The organism is Devosia sp. (assembly GCF_025809055.1).
In the GTDB taxonomy this organism is placed as follows: Bacteria; Pseudomonadota; Alphaproteobacteria; order Rhizobiales; family Devosiaceae; genus Devosia.
Map to the genome: position 1 here is coordinate 2,647,143 of NZ_CP075529.1, position 11,839 is coordinate 2,658,981.

Annotated in this window: 9 protein-coding genes; all 9 read right to left on the bottom strand. The window is 66.2% G+C overall.

Annotated elements, in window-relative coordinates; translation table 11 throughout:
- Positions 1-48 precede the first annotated feature (48 nt).
- A complete protein-coding gene (addA, locus tag KIT02_RS12995; RefSeq protein WP_297578332.1) occupies positions 49-3,474 on the bottom strand; it encodes a double-strand break repair helicase AddA in 3,426 nt (1,141 codons plus the stop codon).
- Positions 3,471-6,488, bottom strand: coding sequence for a double-strand break repair protein AddB (addB, locus tag KIT02_RS13000; protein WP_297578334.1), 3,018 nt, complete (start codon positions 6,486-6,488; stop codon positions 3,471-3,473). The genes addA and addB overlap by 4 nt, the downstream gene beginning before the upstream one ends.
- A complete protein-coding gene (locus KIT02_RS13005) occupies positions 6,485-7,123 on the bottom strand; it encodes a hypothetical protein (RefSeq protein WP_297578336.1) in 639 nt (212 codons plus the stop codon). The genes addB and KIT02_RS13005 overlap by 4 nt, the downstream gene beginning before the upstream one ends.
- Before the next feature lie 105 nt (positions 7,124-7,228).
- Complete coding sequence (locus tag KIT02_RS13010; protein WP_297578338.1) at positions 7,229-8,209, bottom strand: acetyl-CoA carboxylase carboxyltransferase subunit beta; 981 nt, start codon at positions 8,207-8,209, stop codon at positions 7,229-7,231.
- 128 nt (positions 8,210-8,337) lie between these two features.
- The gene (gene trpA, locus KIT02_RS13015) at positions 8,338-9,162 is read right to left on the bottom strand and encodes a tryptophan synthase subunit alpha (protein ID WP_297578340.1); all 825 of its coding nucleotides are present in this window, start codon (positions 9,160-9,162) and stop codon (positions 8,338-8,340) included.
- 2 nt (positions 9,163-9,164) lie between these two features.
- Positions 9,165-10,376 (bottom strand): tryptophan synthase subunit beta, encoded by a 1,212-nt coding sequence (gene trpB / locus KIT02_RS13020; RefSeq protein ID WP_297578342.1) that lies wholly within the window; start codon positions 10,374-10,376, stop codon positions 9,165-9,167.
- A 44-nt stretch (positions 10,377-10,420) separates the two neighbouring features.
- On the bottom strand, positions 10,421-11,068 hold the full coding sequence (locus KIT02_RS13025) for a phosphoribosylanthranilate isomerase (RefSeq protein ID WP_297578344.1): 648 nt from the start codon (positions 11,066-11,068) through the stop codon (positions 10,421-10,423).
- 57 nt (positions 11,069-11,125) lie between these two features.
- Positions 11,126-11,488, bottom strand: a complete 363-nt coding sequence (locus KIT02_RS13030; RefSeq protein ID WP_297578346.1) for a lipopolysaccharide assembly protein LapA domain-containing protein — start codon at positions 11,486-11,488, stop codon at positions 11,126-11,128.
- A gap of 48 nt (positions 11,489-11,536) precedes the next feature.
- Positions 11,537-11,818 carry an integration host factor subunit beta gene (locus tag KIT02_RS13035; protein ID WP_297578348.1) on the bottom strand — a complete coding sequence of 94 codons (282 nt, stop codon included), beginning with the start codon at positions 11,816-11,818 and terminating at the stop codon, positions 11,537-11,539.
- Positions 11,819-11,839: the final 21 nt, after the last annotated feature.

Sequence of the window (11,839 nt, forward strand, 5' to 3'; positions counted from 1 at the left end):
TGTTTGCTCCCAAAGCTGGTAAGAGTCCAGCCTGGGATCAAGGGGAAGTCACCGCATGGTGAAGCCGGACCGGGCCGAATCCAGGAGCTCGATCGGCAAATTCATCAACGATTCCAGTTCAGTCCATAGAATCGCCGCCCGTACATTCTGGCCGGGGAAGAGCTGACCTGCAACCAGTGCATAAAGTGCCAATTGGGTCAGATAGTTCCCCTTGACCGCCGCCGCTTCCATTGGAGGGGCGGCGTCGGACTTGAAATCGACGACCAGCACGCCCTCCGCGTCGACCACGACCCGGTCCATGCGCCCCGAAAGCACCATGGGTTGGCCCTCGCGCAGCACCGTGACGCGAAACGGCACTTCCGCGCGGCTGGACGGGCCGAAAAGGGCCGCGTGTTCGGGCCTGGTGAGAATGGAAATGGCGCGGCGGGCCACCGGCTGATGGCGGTCCGGCGCCTCCGGCAGAAGGGTTTCGAGCGCCCGTGGCGCCACATTGGTCCAAAGATCGGGATCGACCTTGCCCAGATGTTCGAGCAGCGCATGAACGGCCAACCCCTCGCGCCGGGCGAGGTCAGCATCGCGGGTCCGCTCGGCCAGGGTCTCAAGGCCATTGGTGCCTGGCACCGGCCGGTGGATGCTCGAGGGCGACATGACAGGCACGCTGGGCCGCTCTGGGACGGGAGCGGGCGGCGCCTCGTCCGCGACTGGCGCCTCTGGCACGGGGCGCCCCGCGACCGTGGCCGTGCCCGGCAGGGGCGGGCAGCATCGGGCGCGAATGGCGCCTGTCTGGTCCTCGATGTCGACGAGATCGGGTTCGAGCGCCATTTCCACGGCTTCGTACCAACTGCCCTCGATCTTGCCGGAACTGCCCAGAATGCCGGTGACATAGAGTTCGTCTTCCGCCCGCGTCATGCCGACATAGAGGCGCCGCCAATATTCCTGGGCCAGGATGGCATCGGCGGCCTGCTTGTGGGCGAGGGTCGCGGGCACATGCTGGCTGCGTGCCCCGGCATGGATGAGCAGGGGACCCGGATCATCGCCAACTATATAGACCGGCTTTTCGGTCTGCTTGCTCACAGGTTTGCTGGCCGCATCGGCGAGAATGACGATCGGGGCTTCGAGACCCTTGGCGCCGTGGACAGTCATCACCCGCACGCCGCCGCCGCTTTCGGCCAGTTCGCGCTTGATATGGATGGAGCGACGGCGCATGTCGACGGCAAAACCCTGCAGCGAGGGCTGTTCGCCCTGTTCATGGGCCAGAGCCAGTTCCAGGAGCTCGGAGAGCACTTCGTCGATCTCCTGGCCCAGCCGCGCGTGGAAACGGCGCAATCCGCCATCGGCATAGAGCACGCCGGACAAAAATTCATAGGGCCGTTCGCTGTCGAGGCGCCGGCGCCAGGCGTCGAGCTGGGCGCTGGCGGCCATGGCGCCGGGCAGGCCAGAGGCGTGAAGGGTGCTCCAGAGGCTCTTGCGGCTGCGGCCATTGGCCAGCGTGAAGAGGTCGTCCTCGCTGACATCAAAGAGCGGCGAGCGCAGCAGGGCCGCCAATTGCAGGTCATCGGCCGGATTGAGCAGCACGTCGACGAGGGCCAGAAGGTCGAGCACGGCGATGTGGCCGGTGACCGCCAGCCGGTCCGCCCCCGGGGTCGGCAGGCCATTCTGGCGCAGTGCCCGGATGATTTCCTGGAAGTAGACGCCGCGCTTCTGCACCAGGATCAGCACGTCGTCGGCGTGCACGGCACGATTGCGGCCAGCCAGCACCCGTCCGGTGCCGATCCAGCCTTTGATTTCTTCTGCAATCCGCGTGGCGAGTTGCCGGGCCGCGCTCTGGCCGGTTTCGACCGGCTCAAGTGGCCAGCGGGCGATGTCGCGCTCGGTTTTTTCCTCCTGGATCGGCGGCCAGAGAATCACGCTGCCGCCCGGCTGGCTGCGTGCGGCCGCGTGGAGGACCTTTTCGCCGGCGAGCAGGGCGGCCTGGATATCGGGGCGCTCCATGACCCGGTCGACAGCGCCCAGAATGCCCGGCAGGGTGCGAAAACTGGTATGCAGCCTGACCGACTTGAACGCTTTGTCGGCCTGTCCGGCCCGGCGCCCCATCTCGCGCCCCGTTTCCCCGAACAGGGCCGGCTGGGCGCCCTGGAAGGAATAGATTGACTGCTTCTGGTCACCCACCGCGAAAATGGAGCGGGGCCGCTCGACCGCGCCCTCGCCGGTGAAGAACTCGTCGGCCAGGGCATTCACCACCCGCCACTGCTGTGCATTGGTATCCTGGCTCTCGTCGACCAGGACATGGTCGATGCCGGCGTCGAGCTTGTAGCGCACCCAGGGTCCGAGATCCTTGTCGGCGAACAGGTCGCCCAGTTTCTCGATCAGGTCATCGAAATCGAGCAATGAGTGACGCCGCTTTTCGGCCTCGTAGCGGGTGCGGATCGCCGCGATCACATCGAGCAAGGCTTCGCTGCGCTCTGCAAGCAACGCCGCCTTGATTTCAAGGTCGAGCAGAACTAGTCGCTGCTGCTCGTCACTCAGGATTTGTTCGATTTCCGGCGCAAGGTCGCGCTCTGCCTTGGTCATGAGGCGAGCGCGCGGTTCGCCCTTTTGCGTGAAGAAGGCTGTGCGGAGGGTGTCCGCGTCGGGAGCATGGGGATCAATGCCAGCGAGAACATCGAGGCATCCAGTCTTGCCGCTGGGCGGGCCAAATTTGGTGCGGATCGCGACTAGGAGGTCGGGAGTGAGCAGGGAGTGGGAAACCACGCGGGCAAAGAGGTCCCCGGACTTGACCGCTGCCAGGCCGACCAGGCGCCGCAGCCGTGCCTTGGCGCCGTCTATATCGGCCAGAACCGGCTTGAGACGCGGGCCTTCTCCGAGTGCGGCGGCAATCGCTTCGCCAATGGCATGATCGCTGAGCAGGCCGAAGAGGGTTTCCACCGCCCCGACATTGGCGGTGCCGCGCAGACCCTCGGCCAGGACCGATTCACGGGCCGTCTGCATCAATTGCGCCTGGCGGTCGTCCTCGATGACGGCAAAATCGAAGGGCACGCCTGCTTCGATGGGAAAGCGGTGGAGCACCGCTTCGCAGAAGGCATGAATGGTCAGAATGCGCAGGCCGCCGGGGGTTTCGAGCGCCCGCGCAAACAGCGTCCGGGCATCGCGCAGCATTTTCGGCGTCGGCAAGCTATCGGTGAGCCCGGCGATCGCTTCGACCAGCTCGGCCTCCGGCGCCAGCGCCCATTCGGCCAGCCTGGCGCCGACGCGCTTGCGCATCTCGGCCGCTGCCGCCTTGGTATAGGTGAGGCAAAGGATCGACTGCGGCGTGACCCCGGCCAAGAGCAGGCGCAGCACCCGATTGGTGAGCACGAACGTCTTGCCCGAGCCGGCATTGGCCTCCACCCAGACCGAGTTGAGCGGATCGCTTGCCAGCGCCTGATTGCGCGACGTGTCGGAGGGAACGGTCAGCGGGCCGCGTTCCGCGCTCATGGCTCGTCCTCCCCGTCGATAGCGGTCCACTCGGCCAGCCGCGACAGGTGGTCATAGGGCCCGGCGAAGCGCTGGCTCTTGAGCGGCATCAGGCGGGGATACATCAGCGTGTCGCGGAACAGGAAATGCTCGATATGGCCCTGCATCCGGTTGCCGACCTCTTCGGCCGCATCCATGACCGACATGTCGTCGGGGGTCTTGAACGGCTTGGGCACGAAGGCGTCGGGCCCCAGCCCGATCTTGATATAGGTGAGGGCGCTGGACCTGGCGGCCGCCACATCTGCGATGGCGCCAACCTCGGCCATCAGGGCCTCGACCAGCAATTGCGGGGCCTCGAACCCCTTCATGGCGCCCGGATCGGGCGGGGAACCGGTCTTGAAATCGATGATTTCGAGCGTCCCATCTTGGAGCTCGTCCACCCGGTCGGCCCGCCCGGTAATGGTGAAGCCGCCGCCCAGCGGCAGCAGCCATTCGCCGCGTTTTTCGGCATGGCGCTGCGCGATGAACGGCGCCCTCGTCCGCTCGTAGTCGAGGAACTGGCTGGCCGTGGTGGAAAACCGCTTGAGCCAGATGTCGCGCCGCTCGCCGATGGCATCGAGCCCGGAAAAACCCAGGCGCGCCAGATCCATCAGCACGTCATGGGCTTGCGGCGCCAGGGGATCGTGACCGTCTTCGATGAAGCGCCCCAGGATGTCATGAATGATATTGCCGCGCTCGCGCGCATCCGGATCGGTGCCAAGAGCATCGAGGGGCTTCAGGCCCAGGACATGCTTGGCATAGATGTCATAAGGCGAACGCATCAGCGTCTCGATCTCGGTGACGGAGAGTTTGCGCGGCCGTTTGTCGACCGGCGGGCTCTGCGCCGGCCTTGTCGCCGGTTTCACCTCTGCGACCGCGTCGAGGCGCCGGGCCTGTTCGAGGAAGTGGCGGCCGCGACGGCGCAGGTCAGTGGCGGCGTCGGTGCCGATAAAGGCGTCGAGGCGCTGCACCAGCCGCGAAGGCAGGGCCGGACTGGCCCCGACCCGGTCGGCATAGCTGACAATGACGTCGGCATTGCCCATGCCCTGGGCGAAATCGTGTGCGGCCAGGCCCTGCATCCGCTCGGGCGGCTCGAGCCCGGCCTTGATGCGCATGCCCCGGCTGAGCCAGGGCCCCGGATCAGCCGGTCCGGGCCATTTGTCCTCGTTGAGGCCGGCGAGGATCACCAGGGCCGGGCTCATCAGCCGGGCCTCGATCTGGCCCCAGATGGCAATATCCTGCCGCCGAGCCTCGCGATTGCGCACATCGACGCCATCCATCAGTGCGAACAGCACGGCATCAAGACCGTGGGGCGCAAAGGCGTGGCCGGTATGGGCCAGCGCGCCCATCTGTTCGGCCCAGGCCATGAGCTCCTCGCGGCCCATGAGGGGCCCGGCTGGCGTCAGCGCGGCCGTGGTCTCCGCCAGAGCCAGGGCGAAAAGGCCGGCATCAATGCGATCCGTATCGAGGAGTGCCGCCAGCGGCGCCATTGTGTGTTCGAGGCGATCGAAAAGGCTTGTGATGGCGGCCGCCTCTTCGGTGTCGAGGCGAAGGGCCGGATAGACCAGCGAGCCATCCAGATTGCCGGCCAGCAGCGCGCGCAGGCCGGCGAGGCCGGGTGCCGGGCGCTGTCCGCGCAGGAGGCCGAGGTCGATCTTTTCGGCCAGGGTCGACAGTGCCGTGCGGTCCTGGTCGAGCACCACGGCACGGTTGCGCAACAGGGCCATGAGATCGACGGGCCGGTATTGCCCGCTGACCAGCGCCAGGACCTGCCGCGCCAGTCGCCCGGCGGGACTGTGGAACAGTGGCGCCCCGGCGGCGTCATCGACTACGATGTCGAACCGGCGAAGCTCGGCGGCGATACGGCGCGCCAGGTTGCGGTCCGGGGTGATGATGCCGACGCTGTTTTCGGCCTCCAGCGCTGCGCGGCTGGCCAGGGCAACGGCGCGGGCCTCCTCGTCCTCGTTGCGCGCGGCGATGACGTTGACACCGGCAAGGGCCGTCGCAAGCGTGGCCGCATCCAGCCGTTGCCCAGACCACAACCCGGTTTCTTCGGTGAGCGCCAGGGCGCGATTGACGAGGCCCGTGCGCGGCGACGGGTTAGCGCACAATTCGATGACCTGGGCGGGACCGGCGCCGAGATGGCGCAACAGGTGGGCGAGCCCATATTGCGGATGGCCGTGGGGATTGTCGTCCCCGCCGAGCAGGGCCTCGTGGGTGGCCGGGGTCATGTCGAGATCGAGCCCGGGCAGGACCACGGCGCCGCGCGGCAGGTCGGCAATGGCCTTGAGCAGGCGCGCCGTGGCGGGAATGGAGCCGGTGGACCCGGCAGCGATCACCGGCCGCTCGCCATAGAGATGGCGGGTCGCCATGGCCTGCCGGTCAAGCCGCAACCGCCGTTGCATGGCCGGATCGGCGAGGCCAAGGATCTTGAGATGAGCGGGCCAGGCGGCCAGGGCAATGTTCAGGAAATCGAGGGTCTGCAGCCAGTAATCCCCGAGGTCCGGACCCAGTTCGGCACCAATGGCGGCGATGTCCTCGGGGCGCTGCTCCTCGATGATCAGGTCGTCGATCAACCGGCCGAGGGAAGCGGACATCGAAAAGATTTCGGCCGCGCCCGGCGGGCTGGAAAAGGCCTGCCGGCCCCGTTCGCTCCGGGCCCAGCCGGCCACCAGATGCGACAGCGTCAGCCGGCGGCGGAAATCGCTGGCGGCGGGCGGCAGGGGCGCCGTGTCGAACGGAGGCAGAAAAGGCTCTTCATCGCCGGCCTCGCCGCCAAAGGTTCGGATATCGGGGAGCAGACCCAAGAAATCGGGGTGGTCGGCAAAGCTGGCGGCCAGCGCCTGGCGGGCACGCTGGGTCGGCACGATCACGGTGACATCGCTGAGCCAGAACGGGCCCGAACGCGGCCAGTCACCCAGGAGCCGCCCATCCATGATGGCCGCGACCAGACAGGGCAGGAAAGGCGTGCTGGGGGCGATGGAAAAAAGGCTCATCCGGCAAGCGCCCGTTCTGCCTGCTCATGCGCTTCCCGGTCGATCAGGTTGAACCAGTCCGCATCGATCACCACGCCGGAGAGGCTTTCATCCTCGATTGCCCTGTCGAACAGGGCATCGAGCCGGAACGGCCCTTCGGGAGCGTCGGCAAATGCGGCGCGGGTCATCAAGGCGAGGCCGGCGAACAGCACCGGGGCGCCATAGTCGCGCGAGATGCGGCCGGCGGGGTCGAGGCAGAAATCATGGCTGCGCGCGACACCATGGGCTCGGTGCGGATGCACGCAGAGCAGCACCGTGCCACCACGCTCGGCGTGCCGCTCGATCATGCGGGAAAACACCGGGCCGCCATCGGTCCACAGGGTGTTGCTGTCCATGACGAAAAAGGGGTCCGAGACCAGCATGGGCAGGGCGTCGCGCACGCTGCCGCCGCTGCCTAGCGCCAGCGTTTCTGCATTGACCTTGAGGGCGCCCCCGAAATGGGCCAGCACGGTTTCCGGCTGGTCGGCAAGGCCCAGGGTGAAGCGCCGGGCGCCTGCCGCGCGGGCCATTGCCATGACGCGCTCGATGCGCGGTTCGTCGCATAGGGGCAGTAGGGGAACCGGCAGACCGCCCTGAGCGGGCGGTGCGTCGGTCACCAGCATGACGTCCGGGAATCGCGATGGTCTGTCCATGCCCGGATAGAACAGGCGCCGGGCGGCGCTGTCCAGTACGAGGAGGGCCGGCAGGGATGGTTCGCCGCGCTATTCGGCGTGAGCGGCGGCGGCCGGCGGATCGAGGTCGTCGTCACCCTCGGCGGCCACGGCCGCATCGCGCAGGCTCGCCTGGGCGGCAATAGCCTTGGAGCTGCCGGCGGTAATGGCCTCATTGGGCGGCGCATTGGTGAGGATGGCGGCCAGCGAGCCGATGGTGGAGCGCAGGTTGTGGCGATGCACCACCATGTCCACCATGCCGTGGCTGTAGAGATATTCGGAGCGCTGGAAGCCCTTGGGCAGCTTTTCGCGGATGGTCTGCTCGATGACGCGCTGGCCGGCAAAGCCGATCAGGGCACCGGGCTCTGCCAGATGCACGTCGCCGAGCATGGCATAGGAGGCGGTGACGCCGCCGGTGGTGGGATTGGTCATGACCACGAAGAACGGCAGGCCCGCCTCGCGCAGCCGGGCCACGGCGACGGTGGTGCGCGGCATCTGCATGAGGCCGAGCACGCCTTCCTGCATGCGCGCGCCACCCGAGGCGACAAAGAGAATGAACGGGGTCTTGAGCCGCACTGCGGTTTCAAGGCCGGTGATGATGCCCTGGCCTGCGGCCATGCCCAGAGAGCCGGCAAGGAAATCGAAGTCCTGGACCGCGACGGTCACCTGGCGGGTAAAGAGCTTGCCCACGGCCACCAGCACGGCATCGTCGTAGCCAGTCTTGGCGCGGTTTTCCCGCAGCTGGTCGACATAGCGCTTCTGGGCGCGGAATTTCAGCGGATCGTGGGCCGCAGAGGGCACCGGGATGGTTTCGTATTTGCCCTCGTCGAGGAAGGTTGCCAGCCGGTCGACCGGCTTGATCTTCATGTGATAGCCCGAATTGGGCACCACCCACTGATTGGCCTCGAGATCGCGATAGAACACCATCTCGCCCGATTCCGGATCCTTCACCCACAGGTTTTCCGGGGTGTCCCGCTTGGGATTGAGTATCGAGCGGATTTTGGGGCGGACGAAATTGTCGATCCAGTTCATGGCACGGCCTCTCGCGATCCAGAGGGGATCACCTAAGTCTTCAATTGTGGCAATTCTTATCAGGGGATGGCGAGGAGGGCAAAGCCGGCACGCACAATCCCCGCTTTCCCCGGCGAAGAGTACCGTCGCTAGGTCCGCGACCGCCTGAGGCCGCCGGCAAGGTCAGCCACCAGATCGCGCACCGCGGCGACGGTCTTGTCGGTGGCCCGGCCATTGTCGAGCGAATTGGCAACGGCATTGACCAGCACCGTACCCACGGCGATGCCATCGGCATGGCGGCCGATTTCAGCGGCGTCGTCGGCCGTCTTGATGCCGAAGCCGACAATGACCGGCAGGTCGGTATGGGCCTTGATGCGGGTGACCGCATCGCCCACGGCGCCGCGCGACTTGATGGCGCCCCCGGTAATGCCGTTCATCGAGACATAATAGACAAAGCCCGAAGTGTTCTCGAGCACGGTGGGCAGACGCGCATCGTCGGTCGTGGGCGTGGTGAGGCGGATGAAGTTGATCCCGGCCTTGAGCGCGGGAATGCAGAGCTCGTCATCCTCTTCGGCCGGCAGATCGACGATGATCAGCCCGTCAACGCCCGCCTGGCTGGCATCGGCGATGAACCGCTCGACGCCATGGATATAGATGGGGTTGTAATAGCCCATCAGCACGATGGGCGTGGTGTCGTCCTTGCGGCGGAATTCTTCGACCATGCCGAGCACGCCGGTCAGCGTCTGGCCTGAGGCCAGCGCCCGCTGCCCGCCCAGCTGGATGGCGACGCCATCGGCCATGGGATCGGAAAAGGGCAGGCCCAGTTCGATAATGTCGGCACCCGCCTGCGGCAGCGCATTGACGATGGCCTGGCTGGTGGCCAGGTCCGGATCACCGCCCATGACATAGGCGGCCAGGGCCGGCCTGTTGGCCGCCTTGAGTTCAGCGAAACGCTTTTCGATACGCGACGTCATGGTCAGAGCAGCCCCAGATGTTTGCCGACGCTTTCCACGTCTTTGTCGCCGCGCCCGGACAGGCACAGCACGATGGCCTGATCCTGGCCCATGGTCGGCGCGACTTTCATCACCTGCGCGAGGCCGTGGGCGCTTTCAAGGGCCGGAATGATGCCTTCGAGCCGGGTGAGCAGCTGGAAGGCTTCGAGCGCCTCGTCATCGGTGATCGGCGCATAGGTGACGCGCTTGGTGTCGTGCAGGAATGCGTGTTCGGGACCAACGCCGGGATAATCAAGGCCCGCCGAAATCGAATGGCCTTCGAGGATCTGTCCGACACTGTCCTGCAACAGATAGGTGCGGTTGCCATGCAGCACGCCGGGGCGGCCGCCGGTCATGGATGCGGCATGGCCGTTTTCGACATCGATGCCGTGTCCACCCGCTTCGGCGCCATAAAGGGCGACGTCGGCATCGTCGAGGAAGGCATGAAAGGTGCCGATGGCATTGGAGCCGCCGCCCACGCAGGCGACCACGGCATCGGGCAGCCTGCCCTCGGCCTCCTGGAACTGCTCCTTGAGCTCGGTGCCGATGACCGACTGGAAGTCGCGCACCATCTCCGGATAGGGGTGCGGGCCGGCCGCGGTGCCGATCAGGTAATAGGTACTCTCGACATTGGTGACCCAGTCGCGCAGCGCCTCGTTCATGGCGTCCTTGAGCGTGCCGGCGCCGGCGGTGACCGGCCGCACCTCGGCGCCCAGCATCTTCATGCGCAGCACATTGGGCTTTTGCCGCTCGACGTCGGTGGCGCCCATGAAAATGGTGCAGGGCAGGTCGAACTTGGCGCAGACCGTGGCCGTCGCAACGCCATGCTGTCCGGCGCCGGTCTCGGCGATGACGCGGGTCTTGCCCATGCGCTTGGCCAACAGAATCTGGCCCAGGCAATTGTTGATCTTGTGGCTGCCGGTGTGGTTGAGCTCTTCGCGCTTGAGGAACACCCGGGCGCCGCCCAGATGCTCTGTGAGGCGGCGCGCGAAATAGAGCGGGCTGGGCCGGCCGGTATAGTGTACGGCCAGGTCCCGCAGCTCGGCCTGATAGGCGGGATCGGTCTTGGCGGCGCGATATTCCTTCTCGAGATCGAGAATGAGCGGCATCAGCGTCTCGGCGACGAAGCGCCCGCCATAGATGCCGAAACGGCCATGCTCGTCGGGGCCGTTGCGCAGGGAATTGATGCCGTCCATATCGGTTCCTCTCGGCGCCGCCGAGATGTTCCCGGCCTTGCCCTCTATTCGGCCGCCCGTGCGTTGCGGATGAACGCCTCGATCAGCTTTGCATTTTTCACGCCCGGCGCGATTTCAACCCCGGAGGAGACATCCACGCCAAATGGCTTCACCGCGCGGATGGCGCCGGCCACGTTGTCGGGCGTCAGGCCTCCCGAAAGCATGAAGGGCACGGACGGGTCAAGCGCTTCGAGCAGGGTCCAGTCAAAGCTGTCGCCGAGACCCCCCGGCCGGTCGGCACCCTTTGGCGGCTTGGCATCGAGCAGGATGCGGTCGGCGACCTCGGTGAACTGGGCGACATTGGCCACATCCTCGGCGGTGCCGATGGGCAGGGCCTTGATGATCTCGACCCCGGCTTCGGCGCGGATGGCCTCCACGCGATGCGGGGTTTCCGGACCATGCAGCTGGATCCAGTCGGGCCCCAGGGCGGCGACTTCCGCCACGCAGGAATTGTCCGGATTGACCAGCACCACGCAGCTTTCGATGCGGCCGCGGGCGGCTGAGATCAGCCCCGCCAGGTCCTCGATGGACACGTGGCGCGGCGAGCGCTGGAAATGCATGAAGCCAACCATGTCGGCACCGGCCGAGATGGTGGTTTCGAGCAGGTCATAGGTCTTGATGCCGCAGATTTTGACGATCAAGGGATCGGCCATGTGGGAAAAAGTCTCAGCAGGACGGGGATGAAGCCGGGAACTGTGCTGCGCCGTCCATCAACGCAGCTCCAGCAGATCGTCGACCTCGCCGGTCGGGCTGACCGGCCCGCGCCCGGTCTGGCGGCGAAGGGTTTCGAGCTCGTCGCCCAACTGACGGGCTTCGCGACGCCAGTGCTTTTCACTGCGCCGGTGCGCGCCCTGCGCGAACCAGCTGGCAATGCCACCCAGCAGCACACCCAGCAACAGCACGGCATAGAGCACGACGAAGAGCGGAATGCCGTATCCGGAAAGACCAGCCTCGGCCGGCGCTGTGAACGGATTGATATTGACGCTGACGAGATGACGATTGGCCAGGGCAAAGGCGATCAGCAGCCCGCACAGGGGCACCAGGATCAGCCAGCCGACGATTTTGTTGACCATCAAGTCTTCCTCCGGGGCGTGCGGCCCCGGTCACTGGTGCGGCGCCGGTCAGGACCGGTTCAGCCGCTCGCGGATTTCCTTGCCCGCCTTGAATTGCGGGACATATTTCTCGCCCACATCCACCTGTTCGCCGGTGCGCGGATTGCGTCCGACCCGGGCCGGCCGGTTCTTGACCGAAAAGGCGCCGAAGCCGCGCAATTCAACCCGGTCCCCCCGGGCCATCGCGTCGCCGATTTCATCGAGGATCGAATTGACGATATTCTCGATGTCTCGTTGGAACAGGTGCGGATTCTCCGCTGCGAGCTTCTCGACAAGTTCCGACTTGATCATCCCAGGCTCCGATGTTCACCC